The sequence below is a fragment of the Alteromonas sp. 4NH20-0104 genome, assembly GCF_057547795.1.
This window is the reverse complement of sequence record NZ_BAAJLP010000002.1, coordinates 92,223-107,461: the sequence shown is the minus strand read 5'-3', so window position 1 is coordinate 107,461 and position 15,239 is coordinate 92,223. Positions and strand designations below refer to the sequence as shown.

Below are 15,239 nucleotides of genomic sequence, written 5' to 3'. Positions count from 1 at the left end.
GGCTATTTCTCGGCTGATTTATCCACTGAAGCCAGAATACCGCGCAGGATATTCAGTTCCTGAGACTCAGGACGGGCTCGATTAAACAGGCGGCGCAGGCGGGTCATTACAATACCTGGGTGATTTTCATTGATAAAACTGACATTTTTTAACGTCGATTCCAGGTGCACGTAAAAACGCTCAAGGTCATCGTTTAACGGGTACTCGGTTTGTTCTGTCGGGATCGCGTCTTTATTCAGGTACGCCATGCGAATTTCATAACACAGCGTTTGTACTGCAGCAGCCAGATTTAACGAACTGTAATCAGGATTTGCAGGTATGCATACATGAAAATGGCATTGCTGTAACTCTTCGTTAGTAAGGCCATTATTTTCACGACCGAAGACCAGTGCAACCGGGTAATTTTCCACTTCTTTTATCAGCTTTTCGCCGCAACTGCGAGGTTCCAGCATGGGCCAGCTTAATGTTCTTGAACGAGCCGAGGTTCCGACGACCAGACCGCACCCCGCCACCGCTTCTTCGAGTTTACTCACCGTTTTGGCATTGGCTAATACATCGCCGGCACCCGCAGCCAGCGCGCTGGATTTACCATCGGGCGGGCTGATGGGATCTACAAGGTACAGGTTACTTAAACCCATGGTTTTCATCGCCCGGGCCGCAGAGCCTATGTTACCGGTATGTGAGGTATTAACTAATACGATTCTGATTTTATCTAGCATGTTTTGAATGAGTACGGCTGTAAATGGCGCTGAGTGTAGCATACCGCTTACACATTCTCACCGCTTAGCTGCGTATTTCGTCGGGCGTGGCATTGCATTGTGAAGCGGAACTGGTACACTGCGCCGCGTTTATTTTTTGATCTTTTACAATTGGTGGTTTTGTTATGCATCCGATGCTGAACATTGCGGTGCGCGCTGCGCGCGTGGCTGGCTCTATTATTGTCCGTGGTTTCGAGAATCGTGACGACCTGGTTAAGCAGGTTAAGGGCGCGAATGATTATGTTACTCAAATCGACAAAGAAGCCGAGATGGCAATTATTCACAAAATTAAGCAGTCGTATCCCGAACATAGCTTTTTAGGTGAAGAGAGTGGCGAAACCGCAGGCGAAAGCACTGAATTTCAGTGGATTATTGATCCGCTTGATGGCACCACCAATTTTATTAAAGGCATTCCTCATTTTGCCGTGTCTATTGCCTTACTTCATAAAGGCCGTATCGACCAGGGCGTTGTTTTTGATCCCATCCGGGGTGAATTATTTACCGCTTCCCGTGGTCAGGGGGCTCAGTTAAACGGCTACCGAATCCGAGCCAGTAAAGCCCGTGATTTGTCGGAAACCGTTCTGGCAACCGGTTTGCCTTTCAAAAACAAAGCCCAATATGCCGACTACGCCATCCGCTTAAACAAAATTTTTCACGATTGCGGCGACATTCGTCGTGCAGGCAGTGCTGCGCTGGACTTAGCCTATGTGGCCGCCGGCCGGCATGATGGTTACTGGGAGCGTGGTATCAAACCCTGGGATATTGCTGCGGGCGAGCTGTTAGTGCGAGAGTCCGGAGGACTGGTTACAGACTTCAGCGGGAATAACGATCCCTTGTATAAAGGTGAAATTGTTGCAGGTAGCGTGAAAGTGGTACAAGGGCTGGTTAAGCACCTTAAATAAAGCCGCGAAGATCGTTTACAAATAACAAAAAGGCCACTTCAATGAAGTGGCCTTTTTGTTAAAGAAACCGTTTAGCCGTTTAGTGAAGCCAGGTATTCTTTGAATTCCTCGCCCAGGCCTGGATGGCGCAGAGCATATTCCACGTTCGCTTTCATGTAACCCAGCTTACTGCCACAATCGTGGCTCTTGCCTTTCATGTAGTAAGCATCGACCTGCTCTACTTTCATTAATGAAGTAATCGCATCGGTTAACTGGATCTCACCACCGGCGCCCGGTGGAGTGTACTCCAGTAACGGCCAGATTTCATGTGACAACACATAACGACCTACCACAGCCAGATCGGACGGCGCTTCTTCAAGCGGCGGCTTCTCAACCATGTCATGAATCTTCGCAGACTCACCCGGCTTAATACTCGCGCCTTCCAAATCAACGATACCAAACTTAGAGATGTTCTCTTGCGGTACCTGCTCTACCATCACCTGACTTACGCGACTGGTGTTAAAACGTGCCACCATATCCGCCAGATTGTCCTTTTTGAGGTTACTGGCGTAGTCGTCAATAATAACGTCTGGCAAAACCACGGCAAACGGTGCATCACCGACCATGGGATGAGCACACATAATGGCATGTCCAAGACCTTTAGCAGCACCCTGACGAACATGCATAATCGTTACGTCTTTAGGGCAGATAGCCTGTACTTCTTCCAGTAACTGACGTTTAACCCGCTGTTCCAGCGTCGTCTCCAGTTCGAAAGAGGTATCAAAATGGTTCTCGATACTGTTTTTACTGGCGTGAGTCACCAGAATTATTTCTTTCAGACCCGCCTGAACACACTCGTTAACCACGTACTGTATTAGGGGTTTATCGACAACCGGCAGCATTTCCTTGGGAATTGCCTTGGTTGCTGGCAGCATACGCGTACCTAGGCCGGCTACAGGAATAACCGCTTTTTTTACCTGACTCATAGTTTATGTCCTTTTATAGATAGTCCTCGACCAATGGCATAGTAATGCAATCCGTATTCCGACATGGTTTTCGGGTCATACAGATTTCGGCCATCAAAAATTAATGGAATGCTGAGTTTTTCTTTGATGAGGTCAAAATCCGGCGCGCGGAATGACTGCCACTCCGTACAAATAACCAGGAAATCAGCATTATCCAGGGCCGCTTCTTTGGTTCCGGTTAATTTTAGATCGGAACGACTGCCAAAAATACGCTGCGTTTCTTCCATTGCTTCAGGGTCGTAAGCCTGAACAGTTACGCCCTGCTCCCACAACAGTTGCATTAATACGCGACTGGAGGCTTCACGCATATCATCGGTGTTGGGTTTGAAGGATAACCCCCACAATGCAATGGTTTTACCTTTCAGGTCACCGTTGAAGTGGCCGGAAATGTATTCAAATAACTTTTCTTTTTGGGTGTAGTTAACCGCTTCCACGGATTCAAGTACTTTAGCCTGATAACCTACCTGATTTGCACTACGAATGAGCGCTTGCACATCTTTGGGGAAACATGAACCACCGTAGCCACATCCCGGATAGATAAACTGGTAACCAATGCGTGGGTCTGAACCAATTCCTCGACGAACATTCTCGATATCCGCACCAAAACGCTCTGCCAGATTTGCCATTTCATTCATAAAGCTGATCTTCGTCGCCAGCATACAGTTTGCAGCGTATTTGGTCAGTTCAGCAGAGCGAATATCCATCACGATTACTTTGTCGTGATTACGATTAAAGGGCGCGTAAAGCTCACGCAGTTTCTTCTCGGCTTTCTCGCTTTGCGTGCCGATAATAATGCGATCAGGACGCATGCAATCGTTAACCGCGGCCCCTTCTTTTAAAAATTCCGGGTTTGACACCACATCAAATGTGACTGATTTGCCCAACGATGCCAGGGTTTCGTTAACTTTGGCGGAAACTCTGTCCGCTGTACCGACTGGCACAGTTGACTTATTGATGATGATTTTATGATTTTGCATATGCGTGGCAACCGTCTCTGCCACTGCCAGTACATATTTCAGATCGGCGGAGCCATCTTCATCCGGCGGTGTGCCCACGGCAATAAAAATCAGCTCTCCATGCTCGATACCCAACTGAGCATCCGTAGTAAAGTCAACCCGACCGCCTTCGTAATTACTTGTCACTAACGGGGTTAAGCCCGGTTCATAGATGGGGATCATGCCTTTTTTGAGGTTTTCAACCTTGGCCTGATCCACATCCACACAAACAACGTCGTGGCCCACTTCAGCTAAAACAGCAGCCTGTACCAGACCCACATAGCCAATTCCAAAGACTGTTACCTTCACTTGTTTCCTTCCTTCTTAAACTCAGCGTTGCCCGTGTTGACAGGCATTTCTAATAATAAAGCTAAAACATTAAAGCATCATGACGTTACCGGCTCAACAGAAAACTTATTGGTCAGCCTTGTAACGGCCAGCACGCTTGTGCAGACCATCTAAAAAACCACGCCACATGTAGTGTCGGCGTTGCTTTGAGTGCTCCAGACACCAGCCGTTGATCCACCACCGAATCGGCAGCGCTACACAATTTCTGATTTTCCAGTAGATAGGTACGTAAGGTCTGCGCAGTAAAATCAGAATATTGCGATATTGATAATAAAGCCTGACCGGACTGCCCACCTTAAAAGTCACGCCCAGAATGTGCTTGCGTGACTCACCCTGGCGGTGTCTTAGAGTGGCTTGTGTATCGCAAACGATCCGATATCCTTTTTGGCTCGCCCGCCAACACCATTCATGATCCACGCCATCTATAAATAACTCATCTTCCATCATGCCAATGTCCCTGAGCACTGAAAGCGGGATCACTTTTCCGGAAGCAATAATCTGCCTGCAATGCAGGAACCCCTGATTATCTGGCACCGCTCGCTGGACCTTCGCCCTGACGACCTGATTGTCGAACTCACTGACAATGGAAGGGCCGTAGGCTGCAAGCTTCGGATACAGCGCCCGCGCATCAACGACTCTTTTTTTTACTGTGTTCAGGAGCTGCCGGGAAAGGTGGCTATCCTGGTCCAGGAGCATGGCATAATCACAGGTCTTTTCCTGCGCCAACCGTAAACCAATATTTTGCGCATGAGCAATGCCTGCGTTTTCAGGGCAATGCCTGTATTCAACGGAAGCATCCAACCATTGCTGGTGGCTCTGGGGCGAATTATCAACAACAATAATCTGCCAGCCGTTAGCCGTCAGCAGACTGATATTGTTGAGCAATATGGTACGCTCCGGGTAGAAAAGAATGATAATGGCCGAAAATTTCAATGCTTCACTATTTTTTCAAGGATGTGCCGATCGAGCTTGTAAGCCATTTTGACAACACCTGACGGCATCATTCTCAGGCCTAATACAAGACAGGCGTACAGCAGGTTGTAGGGAGTCAGGCGCTTCAGCCAGCGCATTGCCCTGAATCGGGCGCGGAACTCATTGAGCGACTTCATTAGCCCGCGACGCTTGTAAAAATCATTCACCCGTCGAAATCGCAGTAACTTATCTTTTAAATTACAAAAAATATAGCCCGCCGCGGCGAGCTCAATCCAGAGGAAATAATCCTGTGTATTTTGCAGCGCGTCATCATAACGATAGCCGTCGCTGAACACTTTGTAGCGAATACATACGGTAGGATGATTAATCGTGCAGCGGCGCGGCAGCAGACGGGTTATCTGGCGGTTTGTTTGTGGCATCACCCGTGCCCCAACCTGTATATTCTGTTCGTTAATTTCAATCAGGCCGGTGCCGAGAATCGCAACATGGGAGTGCTTGGCCAGGTAGGTTATTTGCTTTTCCAGACGATTAAGTTCTGAAATATCGTCGGCATCCATACGGAAGAAGTACTGGGGTTTTAAGGATAACGACCAGTCGATAGCAAAGTTCATGCAGGTCGCTAACCCTCTGTTAGCGCTACCTTCTATAATTACCAGGCGTTCGTCGTCATCAGCATGTTGCATAATTACGGCCAGCAATTCAGGTGAAATATGGCCGTCAATCACAATAACATACAGAAAATCGCTGTAGGTTTGCTGACGAATACTGATAATTGCCTGGTCGACCCAGTCCGAGCAATCCTTTTCGTACACAGCCATAGCAACTATAGCGGGTATTTCATGCACCCGGTAGTTGCTGTGTTTAATTGAAAAGTTGGGGGTCAAGGTAAAATCCGGCTATCGACAATAACGCGAAGTGTACCGGATTTTTTGAAAAATATGCACCATCGTGATGCAATTTATGCAGGCAGCAAGCGGCGTTTTACCGCACGAAAAACCCGAATGAGTTTCCAGATATTCATAATCGCTGCGCTGTAAATCACCAGAAGTGCCATGAATCCCCAGAACATAATGAAAGCCGGCACCTCATACACCTCTCCGAGAATACCAATCAGACAATAGCCGGCGCCCATCAGCAGGATAGCAACTAACGAGCGGCGTGGACTAAACCCGGCGCGCATAAAGATGTTGTGGAGGTGTTTACGATCGGGTTTCAGTACAGACTGACCTTTTCTTGCACGTCTGAACATAATGGCCGCCATGTCCATCAGGGGCAGGCCTATTAACCAAACACCGGTAATCGGGCGTAAAGACGCGCCGGGTCCCTGAGTATGATCAACCAACAACCATACGATGGTAAGACCAACAAACATACTCCCCGCATCGCCCATGAATATTTTGTTGCCTTTGAAGCCTTTGAGACTCAGGTTAAAGGCCAGAAACGGTACGATGGCAGCTATAATCACCAGAGGTTCCATGATGGCCGCACCGTTATCCGACAACAGTAACAAACTGACAACACTCAGCAGCACAACCAGACTCATCCCGCCGGCAAGGCCATCGATACCGTCGATCATATTAATGGCGTTTATCACACCCACCACACAAATCAGAGTAAAGAAATAACCGGCCAAACCCAGATAAACGGAACCAAAACCAAAAATATCGCCCAGGGATGTGATGTAGTTCTGTGCACTCCACGCCATAATAGACGCCACACCGAACTGACAAACCAATCGCCCTTTGGCACTCAGGTCAAAACGGTCATCAAGCATACCCAGCAATACTATAAATGCCGAAGCTGTGAAAAACAGAGGATTGTTCTTCATCCACACATCAGTCATTACACTGGCCACCAGCACGGCAACAAAAATAGCCACGCCGCCGGTTAGCGGCACAATACCATTGTGGCGCTTTCTGTATGACGGTTGATCAACAAGACCAAACTGATGCGCCAGAGGCGTCATCACCACCAACAAAATCAATGCGACAAAAAATGCTGTAAATAACGGAATAAACTGCAGATAGTCCATCATGCCTTACTTTTCTCCACAGAATCCTTACCCACCTGTGTTCTCACGCCCACACTACAACCAGGACAATCCATTTAATCACTAACTCCGTTGAGAATATCGCCGAACCTGTTCATGGCTACACCAGCCATCTGAGGCTTCGTGGAGAGGTCACTATAATCACCCGACATAATAATAAACATTAGTATAACTGACTACCCCCCGGATTAAATTTAAATTTAAACGAACATTTTTTACTCAGTTGCGTTCGGTTCTGCTCAGAGTTTACTCAGCCGAATAATCAGTGCATGCCTTTTCGCCTGATTATGGTATGCTACGACCACTTTTAAATGGACGTATTACAGTCAGGCAATGAGAAGACAAGTTATATTATCCGTTCTACTTTTCAGCACTATGACAATGCTGGGATGTGTGTCACAACCTCAGAGTGTCAAAGCAAACCTGCCGCTGGTTAATCCAAGCTTTACGCACCACCTTAGCGATACAAACGCTGGTATACCTGAAGGTAAAGCAAAAGCTATTCCAGAGTTAAACATAAGCGCCAATAAAGCCATTGTGATCGAAGGAAATAGCTATGTAGTTTCCAATAGTTATATCTCAGCTCTGGGCAATCAGTGTTATCGGCTAAAACGTCAAGGCCGTTCAGGTTCAACTGAAGTTCGCCCCGTCTGCAACAATCAAACGTACTGGTTGCTTTATCCAGCGTTGGTTTTTAGTAACACCCTATAAAGGCTAATTCGCTTATGCGTATATCTACGTGGTTAACGGTCGCTGTTTTATCGCTATCGTATTTCAGTAACACACAAGCACAAACAGCAGAGCAAATTCAACAAGTTCAGCAGCAACTGAGCCAACGCGGTGCCAGTAACACTGCTGCGGCTAACGCTGGCACTACAGGGGTTAGCCCTGTTCAGTTGTCTACGTCTCCCACACTGCAAGGCAACAGTCAAACGGGTACCCGGCCAAGTTCAGGGCAGTATAGTACCCAGCCCAGAAGCGGGTTGGTGTTGCCAGGCGAGCCGACGATGGATATGGTTTTTCCTCTCCAGGAAGCCATGGAGAACCCGCCCTTTGCTGCCAACTTATTTGTTGGGGGGTTTGAGTCAGAGCGCACCAATGCAGTCAACCCCAATTATCTGGTGGCGCCTGGCGATCAGATTTCCATTTGGTTATGGGGAGCGGTAGATTACTCTGATGTTGCAACCGTCGACAGTCAGGGCAATATTTTCATCCCTAATATTGGTCCGGTTAATCTGCTGAATGTACCTTCCAGCCAGGTAAATTCTACAGTGACAAGAAGCATTAAGCAGGTCTATACCAATGATGTTAACGTATATGTCAACTTATTAACCGCTACGCCTGTATCTGTTTATGTTTCGGGACCGGTCCTAAGACCAGGGCAATATGCCGGCCAGGCAACTGACAGCCCGTTATACTTTCTTAAGCGCGCCGGTGGAGTGGATTTTCTGCGTGGCAGCTTTCGTAAAATAGATATTTTACGTGCTGGCGAAGTCGTCCACACAATTGATTTATATAACTTTGTTACCGATGGCGAGTTGCCGGCTATTTCATTTCAGGACAAAGACGTAATTTTGGTTCGCCCTATTGGCCCAACGATAACCGTGAGCGAAGGTGCCAGAAACAGTTTCACTTTTGAGTTGAAACCATCAGATTTAACCGGTGAAGCTTTAGTTGATTATGCAAAGCCAGGGGATTTTATCAGCCACGTTTCGGTAAGCGGGCTTCGTGATGGTGGCCAGTTTGCACGCTATGCCACACTGGCTAATTTCGAACAGTTCAGCCTGCGTCCCGGCGATCATGTTGAGTTTAAGAACGACCATGAAGTACAAGTTTACCCGATTAATGTAGCAGGAAGTTTCCGCGGGGCATCAAGAGTCATGGTTTCCAAAGGTGCCCGATTACATCAGGTGCTCAGCAATATTGAAATCGACCCGAACCTGGCTGATTTTAAAAACGTCTATTTATTGCGCGAAAGTGTAGCCGATCAGCAACAATTAATTATCAATCAGGCCTTGGATCGTCTTGAACGAAGTATCTATACTGCGCCGGTCCGCTCTACCGGAGAAGGCTCTATTCGCGTACAGGAAGCTGAGCTTGTCACCGACTTTATTGCCAGGGCCAGACAGGTGAAGCCGTTGGGTAAAGTGATTATTGCTGAAAACGATAATGTGGCAGATATCCTGCTGGAAGAAAACGATACTATCGTTATCCCTACCAGAACAGATTTGGTTCACGTGGGTGGTGAAGTACTTATGCCTCAATCGGTGGTATTTAATCCGGATGCTGAACTTTCTGATTATGTAGCCTGGGCAGGCGGCTTTAGTGAACGCGCTAATGATGCCCGTATTCTGGTCATTCGCGCCAATGGCATGGTGGATTTCTTTGACGTTGATGATAGCTCTGAAGTTTCAGCTGGCGACCAGGTTATTGTATTACCACGTGTAGACGCTAAGACTTTACAGGCTGTAAAAGATATCACTCAGGTCATCTACCAGATTGCTGTGGCGGCAAACGTAGCAGTGAACTAATGTCAGATATTGTAAGCGTCTCATTTCGCTCTCAACTTAAAGTATGGAAAAGCGTATGCTTTGCGCTTTTCCTACGTGAGTTACGCTCTCAGTTTAGTGACAGACTTGGTTTAGCCTGGGGATTTCTTGAGCCGTTCGCGTTTATATTTGGCCTGTCTTATTTACGGAGTTTAATTCGAGAAGGTGACGCTCACGGGATACCGATTGTGATTTTTATGCTAATAGGAATGGTGGCAATTCAATCTTTTTTGCAACCGTTTCAAAAAGTTGCTAGTTCGTTCAGTAAAAACAAACCTCTGTATGCATTTCGGCAGGTCCAGCCTATATCCTCGTTAGTGGTTGCAGGTTTCGTTGAATATACAATTAAATCTATTGTCATCTTACTGGCACTTCTAGCTATATATTTGATGGAGCTAACTTTTAGCGTTCATGATCCAATTCTGTTGATTTTTCTTTTTCATTTGTTGTGGCTAATGACCTTAAGTATGAGTTGTATATTAGGGATTGCCACTTCTTACGTTCCTGAAATAAAAAAAATAATAGGAATTTTGGCTAGACCGTTATTTTTTATCTCCTGCGTATTTTTTAGCTTACAGGATATCCCAACAGAATACTGGCACTGGTTTACCTGGAACCCATTGGTTCATTTTATAGAATTGGGGCGATATGCCTGTTTTGAGGGATACGGTGATCGTGGAGTAAGTTTAGGGTATATAATTCAAGTAACTGTGATCGTATTTTTCTTTGCCGTTTCATTGTATCACCTGACCTGGAAAGGGTTGTTATCCCGATGACTATCCGTTTAATCAATCTGACCAAGTCTTACCCAAGCCAATTAGGGCCCCAGTATATATTCCGAAACCTCAATTTCGACTTTCCAACTGAAAACAATGTGGCCATTTTGGGGCAAAATGGAGCCGGTAAATCGACACTTTTTCGTATGCTGGCCAAAAGTGAATACCCGGATAAAGGCCAGATTTATACCAATAAGTCTATGTCCTGGCCAGTTGCATTGTCTACCGGGGTTCACCCCAAAATGACCGGGCGGGAAAACGCTAGGTTTATTGCCAGAATCAATGACGTAAAAAACTTGGCAGCGTACGAAGAAGCTGTGCAAGACTTCGCAGAGATCGGCAGGCGTTTTGACTTACCAGTACAAACCTATTCTTCCGGTATGCGTGCCCGACTAGTCTTTGCCTGCTGCATCAATATACATTTCGATATTTATCTTTTAGATGAAGCAACCTCAGTGGGCGACCCTAAATTTCGTCGTAAAGCCAGGGAAGCTTTGGAAATTAAAGCCAAAGAAGCCGGCCTGATTATGGTCAGTCACGAGATGGATCAGGTACGGGAATTTTGTACCTCAGCGATCATCATTGAAGATGGTAAACTCTATTACTACAGTGACCTTGAAGAAGGTATCGCAGCCTACATGGAATAAACGAGCAATAAAATGAAACAAGTGCTAGACAATATAACCGCTCAAACAAAAAAGCGCCCTATTCTTTTAGTCGCCATCCCTTGGCTATTGTACGCGATGTACCTGTCTTTGATTGCGGCCCCAAAATATGAAAGTACCAGTCAGTTAGTAGTTAAATCTGCTGATGGCGCAAACAGTTTCGACCCTTCTTCAATGCTAATGACCAGCGTAACCGGGGTAGCCGGTGCAAACGACAGCCAATTGGTTGTCGCTTTCGTCAAATCCGCAGACATGCTCCATTATCTGGACCAGACCATTAGTCTTCGCGAACATTACTCCTCCTCACAGGGGGATTTTATCAGCCGACTCGGCACTAATCATAGCGAAGAGGACTTTCTGGAATATTACCAGGCCAATACAGAAGTAATAATCGACTCAAATACCAGTGTGATTGAACTCTCGGCAAGAGCCTACGATCCAGCCTATGCAAAGCTAATCAGTCAAACAATAGTAAAACGTGCAGAGTTGTTCATTAACGAGATCAGTAATAACCTCGCCAAATCGCGCCTGGCTTTTGCTCAAAGTGAGCACGATATTGTTGAGGAAAAGCTGCAGAATGCCAAACTGGCACTGATTGACTTTCAAACAAAATACAATATGTTGGACCCAAATGCCGAAGGTCTTGCTATTCAAAATATTGCTTTTTCTTTAGAAGCCACAATGGCCCAAAAGGAAGCAGAATTAAACACTTTAAAAAGAATTATGTCTGACTCTGCGCCGGAAATCATCTCACTCAAACGTCAAATCAGAGCACTGGAAGAACAGATTAACAGTCAGAAAACCAAGATCAGCGATGCACAAAACGGTGAGTCGAAGTTATCCATTAATCAGCTAATGGCGCAATATTCAAACCTGCAGGTTCAGGCCGAACTTGCCATGCAGGCTTATGGTTCATCTTTGATGACCCTCGAGAATGCTCGGGTCGACACGTATCAACAAATACAACACCTGGTGACTATTGAATCACCAACCCTGCCCGATGAGGCAGCTTACCCCAAAAAAGTATATAACCTTGTTTTAGTGGGTGTATTGTTAATTATGGCCTTCATAGCTGGCCGCATTATCATTGCAACTATTAAAGAGTTGTAAGACAAACACTACAATTGAGTGGTTTCTGATTCTCTGCCGCAGGCTACCCGTTAACCCAGGTAGCTTGTTTCAGGATTCATCCTCTAGTATAAGAGAGATAACCAGTGTACGAGCAGCTCCTGCCCGTTGTGAGTACGCGCGGACGATAATAATTTTAAATAAAAACTATATGGAACTCTGTTGTGACAACAAAAACTTCTAACGACACCAGTTTCTTTGGCCATCCAAATGGCTTGAGAACGTTATTTTTTACTGAAATGTGGGAGCGCATGAGCTACTACGGCATGCGTGCTCTGCTCGTGCTGTTTATGACAGCCAGCTTGCAAACGCAAGGGCTTGGCTTCACTGTAGCGTCAGCCGGTGCCATTTATGGCCTGTACACCGGGGCCGTTTATTTTCTTGGTTTACCCGGAGGTTGGCTTGCTGACCGACTGATTGGCGGTAAAAAAGCCGTTTGGTATGGCGGTTTAATTATCTTCGCCGGGCACATTGTGCTGGCTGTAGACCTCCAAAACCTGTTCTTTGTCGGTCTTATTCTGGTTGCAACCGGTACAGGGTTACTTAAGCCAAACATCTCGGCCATGGTTGGCCAGCAATATGGTGACGATGATAGTCGCCGGGACAGTGGCTATGCACTCTATTACATGGGTATAAACATCGGTTCCTTGATTGCGTATCTGGTCACCGGTTACCTGCAGGAGAACTGGGGCTGGCACTATGCATTTGGCGCTGCTGCTGTCGGGATGGCCGTTGGACTGATTCAGTATTACTTTAGTAACCGCTCTTTGGCTGCGGAATCAGTGGCACCTGCAAATCCATATGTCGGTGCCGCGAAGCAGCGTGCCTGGCTATGTGTACTGGGAGTGTTAGCAGCAGCCATCGTGGTCATTATTCTGGCACACCTGGGCACCATTGTTATCGAACCTGTTGCCCTTGCTGAAAAAGTCGCTGTTATTTTCACCGCCATTTTCTTTATTTATTTTGGCTTCATCTACTTTAAAGGTGAATTAAGCGACAATGAAAAACAGCGCATGTGGGCCCTGTTTTTAGTCTGTGTGGCCTCTGCATGTTTCTGGTCAGGCTTCGAACAAGCCGGTTCTTCACTTAATTTATTTGCACAAAACTATACCGATCGCGCTCTGGAAAGTGGCTCATGGCTAACTTCATGGTTCGGAATGGATGCTATTCCTACCGTATGGTTCCAGCTCTCTAACTCACTTTTTATTATTATACTGTCGCCGTTCTTTGCCGCACTTTGGATTAACCTCGCCAAACGCATGATTGATCCTTCGTATACCATTAAGTGTGCAATCGGTATTGTTATTATGGCTTCAGGTTTTCTGGTCATGTTTATGGCATCCCAATATGCGGCGCAGGGACTTAAAGTCGCCCCCATGTGGCTTGTAACGACTTACTTCCTGCACACCGTGGGCGAACTTTGCCTTAGTCCCGTAGCACTAAGTGCAGTAAGCAAATTGTCGCCTAAGCGTTTTGCGGGTCAAATGATGGGCGTATTCGTACTCACCTACTCTATTGGCAATATTATTGCTGGTCTGCTTTCAGGTAACTTTGACCCTGATAACGTACAAGAAATGCCAAACCTATATCTTCAAATCGCCCTGTTTAGCATTGCTATTGCTATTATGATTGGTTTGATGAGCTTTAAATCCCGATACTGGGAGAAAGCCGGTATCAAGGAAACGGCGCAATAAGGGCTCGTGTGTTTTAAACACTAGCAGATTGCCCTACAATAACCGCCGTAACATTACGTTCCGGCGGTTTTTTATTAAGAGCACTTTATGCATTTCTATTTTTCGACGCGCAATATTCCGGGTCTAGCTGGCCTGCCTCTGGCAGAACGTATGCGCAGACTGGAGCGGGCGGCAAAAAAACTCACGGTTCCGGAAAAGACAGTACTAAACATCCTTAAACTACTGGTGATTGTGCCGGCCTTTGCGCTGTTGCTCAGAGTCGCAGCAGACTGGACCTCATTATTGTGGGCGTTGTTAGTTTTCCTTCTCTATCCCATCGTGGTGAAACCTGTACAATACTCCTTAAGCGCTAAATATTTAGAATCGTTGTCAAACAAGGATAAGCAATGAAAACAATACTTGTCACCGGTGGAGCTGGCTATATCGGCAGTCATACCGTACTACAATTACTGGAAGCGGATTATCAGGTAGTGGTATTTGATAACCTCAGTAATGCCTCAGAGGAGTCTCTCAAGCGTGTATCAGCTTTAACTGGTAAAGCAGTGACATTCGTGCAGGGTGATATCCGTAATACTGAGCAGCTCGATGATGTATTCTCACACCATGACATCGATGCCGTCATTCACTTTGCAGGCTTAAAAGCCGTTGGCGAGTCTGTACAGAAGCCCCTTGCCTACTACGAAAACAACGTCTATGGCTCTGTGGCACTATGCGATGTTATGCGTAAGCACAATGTAAAGAACATTGTCTTTAGCTCTTCCGCTACCGTATATGGCGATCCGGTTTCATTGCCGCTCAGAGAAGATATGGCTACCGGCCAGCCCACTAATCCTTATGGTATGTCTAAACTCATGGTGGAGACCATACTGACTGATTTATACCAGTCAGACGAAGCGTGGAACATTGTATTGCTTCGTTACTTTAACCCGGTTGGTGCCCACCCCTCGGGTCAGATTGGCGAAGATCCTAACGGTATTCCGAATAATCTGATGCCCTATATCTCGCAGGTTGCCTCGGGCAAACTCGAACAGTTAGCCGTGTTTGGCGATGACTACGACACCGTGGATGGTACCGGTGTTCGTGATTATATCCATGTAGAAGACCTCGCGAATGGTCATTTAAAGGCCATTGAGCGTCTTGGCTTAAATATGGGACTCGATATCTATAACCTGGGTACCGGACAAGGATACTCCGTACTGGAGATGATTAAGGCCTTCGAAAAAGCCTGTGGTAAGCCTATTAGTTACAAGATTGCGCCTCGCCGGTCCGGAGACGTGGCAGCCTGTTATGCCGACCCGACCAAAGCCGCTACTGAGTTAAACTGGAATGCGCAAAAAACCCTGGAAGATATGTGTGAAAATGCCTGGCACTGGCAATCTCAAAATCCTCAGGGCTACTGACACTAACAACAACAAAGGCGCTTTAAGCGCCATTGTT

General features: G+C 46.5%; 15 protein-coding genes. 9 read left to right on the top strand and 6 right to left on the bottom strand.

The window, feature by feature from the left end; translation table 11 throughout:
- Positions 1-2: 2 nt before the first annotated feature.
- Positions 3-719 carry a tRNA (cytosine(32)/uridine(32)-2'-O)-methyltransferase TrmJ gene (trmJ, locus tag AC27IB_RS02055; RefSeq protein WP_296046193.1) on the bottom strand — a complete coding sequence of 239 codons (717 nt, stop codon included), beginning with the start codon at positions 717-719 and terminating at the stop codon, positions 3-5.
- A 164-nt stretch (positions 720-883) separates the two neighbouring features.
- On the opposite strand from trmJ, the gene suhB reads away from it, so the two are divergent.
- On the top strand, positions 884-1,660 hold the full coding sequence (gene suhB / locus AC27IB_RS02050; RefSeq protein ID WP_296046189.1) for an inositol-1-monophosphatase: 777 nt from the start codon (positions 884-886) through the stop codon (positions 1,658-1,660).
- A 71-nt stretch (positions 1,661-1,731) separates the two neighbouring features.
- Here the strand turns inward: suhB and galU are convergent, their stop codons facing one another.
- From galU to wecA, 5 genes are all read right to left on the bottom strand, one after another.
- Positions 1,732-2,625 (bottom strand): UTP--glucose-1-phosphate uridylyltransferase GalU, encoded by an 894-nt coding sequence (galU, locus tag AC27IB_RS02045; RefSeq protein WP_296046186.1) that lies wholly within the window; start codon positions 2,623-2,625, stop codon positions 1,732-1,734.
- The gene (locus tag AC27IB_RS02040; protein ID WP_296046181.1) at positions 2,622-3,968 is read right to left on the bottom strand and encodes a UDP-glucose dehydrogenase family protein; all 1,347 of its coding nucleotides are present in this window, start codon (positions 3,966-3,968) and stop codon (positions 2,622-2,624) included. Before AC27IB_RS02040 ends, galU begins: the two co-directional genes overlap by 4 nt.
- A 105-nt stretch (positions 3,969-4,073) precedes the next feature.
- Positions 4,074-4,940: a glycosyltransferase family 2 protein gene (locus AC27IB_RS02035; RefSeq protein ID WP_487118583.1), complete on the bottom strand. Its 867-nt coding sequence runs from the start codon at positions 4,938-4,940 to the stop codon at positions 4,074-4,076.
- Entirely contained in the window at positions 4,937-5,824 is an 888-nt protein-coding gene (locus tag AC27IB_RS02030; RefSeq protein WP_487118581.1) for a glycosyltransferase, read from the bottom strand. The genes AC27IB_RS02035 and AC27IB_RS02030 overlap by 4 nt, the downstream gene beginning before the upstream one ends.
- A 74-nt stretch (positions 5,825-5,898) precedes the next feature.
- Positions 5,899-6,975: a UDP-N-acetylglucosamine--undecaprenyl-phosphate N-acetylglucosaminephosphotransferase gene (gene wecA / locus AC27IB_RS02025; RefSeq protein ID WP_487118579.1), complete on the bottom strand. Its 1,077-nt coding sequence runs from the start codon at positions 6,973-6,975 to the stop codon at positions 5,899-5,901.
- Positions 6,976-7,323: 348 nt separating this feature from the next.
- Here wecA and AC27IB_RS02020 point away from each other — a divergent pair, with 348 nt between their 5' ends.
- The 8 genes from AC27IB_RS02020 to galE all read left to right on the top strand — a co-directional run bounded on the left by AC27IB_RS02020 (position 7,324) and on the right by galE (position 15,202).
- Entirely contained in the window at positions 7,324-7,701 is a 378-nt protein-coding gene (locus AC27IB_RS02020) for a hypothetical protein (RefSeq protein WP_487118577.1), read from the top strand.
- 14 nt (positions 7,702-7,715) lie between these two features.
- The gene (locus AC27IB_RS02015) at positions 7,716-9,521 is read left to right on the top strand and encodes a polysaccharide biosynthesis/export family protein (RefSeq protein ID WP_487118575.1); all 1,806 of its coding nucleotides are present in this window, start codon (positions 7,716-7,718) and stop codon (positions 9,519-9,521) included.
- The gene (locus AC27IB_RS02010; protein WP_487118573.1) at positions 9,521-10,315 is read left to right on the top strand and encodes an ABC transporter permease; all 795 of its coding nucleotides are present in this window, start codon (positions 9,521-9,523) and stop codon (positions 10,313-10,315) included. The genes AC27IB_RS02015 and AC27IB_RS02010 overlap by 1 nt, the downstream gene beginning before the upstream one ends.
- A complete protein-coding gene (locus AC27IB_RS02005; RefSeq protein WP_487118571.1) occupies positions 10,312-10,962 on the top strand; it encodes an ABC transporter ATP-binding protein in 651 nt (216 codons plus the stop codon). Before AC27IB_RS02010 ends, AC27IB_RS02005 begins: the two co-directional genes overlap by 4 nt.
- 12 nt (positions 10,963-10,974) lie before the next feature.
- Positions 10,975-12,090 carry a KpsE/RkpR family capsule polysaccharide export protein gene (locus tag AC27IB_RS02000; RefSeq protein ID WP_487118569.1) on the top strand — a complete coding sequence of 372 codons (1,116 nt, stop codon included), beginning with the start codon at positions 10,975-10,977 and terminating at the stop codon, positions 12,088-12,090.
- A gap of 182 nt (positions 12,091-12,272) precedes the next feature.
- The gene (locus AC27IB_RS01995) at positions 12,273-13,802 is read left to right on the top strand and encodes a peptide MFS transporter (RefSeq protein ID WP_487118567.1); all 1,530 of its coding nucleotides are present in this window, start codon (positions 12,273-12,275) and stop codon (positions 13,800-13,802) included.
- A gap of 87 nt (positions 13,803-13,889) precedes the next feature.
- Positions 13,890-14,192: a DUF6170 family protein gene (locus AC27IB_RS01990; RefSeq protein ID WP_296046150.1), complete on the top strand. Its 303-nt coding sequence runs from the start codon at positions 13,890-13,892 to the stop codon at positions 14,190-14,192.
- On the top strand, positions 14,189-15,202 hold the full coding sequence (gene galE / locus AC27IB_RS01985; protein WP_487118565.1) for a UDP-glucose 4-epimerase GalE: 1,014 nt from the start codon (positions 14,189-14,191) through the stop codon (positions 15,200-15,202). Before AC27IB_RS01990 ends, galE begins: the two co-directional genes overlap by 4 nt.
- Positions 15,203-15,239: the final 37 nt, after the last annotated feature.